Annotated in this window: 1 protein-coding gene; it reads right to left on the reverse strand. The window is 45.6% G+C overall.

Annotation, left to right across the window (positions count from 1 at the left end; genetic code table 11):
- On the reverse strand, positions 1–518 hold a 518-nt coding region (locus tag R7Q09_RS28365), incomplete at both ends, for a methyl-accepting chemotaxis protein (RefSeq protein ID WP_318144235.1).

The raw sequence follows: 518 nt of genomic DNA on the forward strand, positions 1-518 counted from the left end.
ATTAATCTGCGTAGTGTTTTCATTTAAGTTGGTGACTGATGAAGAAGCTTGCTCGATGTAGCTCGACAAGGTTTCGATCTCAGCAATAACGTGCTGTACACGGCTACGGCTCGTTTCTATTTTTTGTGCATCTTGATCCGATTGCATGGTCGCTTGTTGAGAGATGCTCGAAACCTCTTTGGCAGACGCCGTCATTTCTTCCATTGCGGTTGCGACAGAATCAAGTGTTTGGTACTGGTGCGTAATCTGTGTTTCGCTCAGTTTCATGTCTTGTTCAAATGCAGATGACGTTTCACTTAGCGTATTGGCGTTTTCTTTTACGCTATTGACCAGTTCGCTTAATGTATCCATCGACTTATCTAGTGCGCAGCCAATGGTGCCAAACTCGTCACGGCCAGGGTGAAAGCCCAATCGAGAAGTTAAGTCACCGTCACCAATTTTCTCTGTTGTGGTGTATAGCACCCACAAAGCACCTCCGATGAATGTCGCTACCCAATAGCAAAATACTGCAAACGGCA

This window comes from Vibrio sp. 2130-1, from assembly GCF_033339515.1.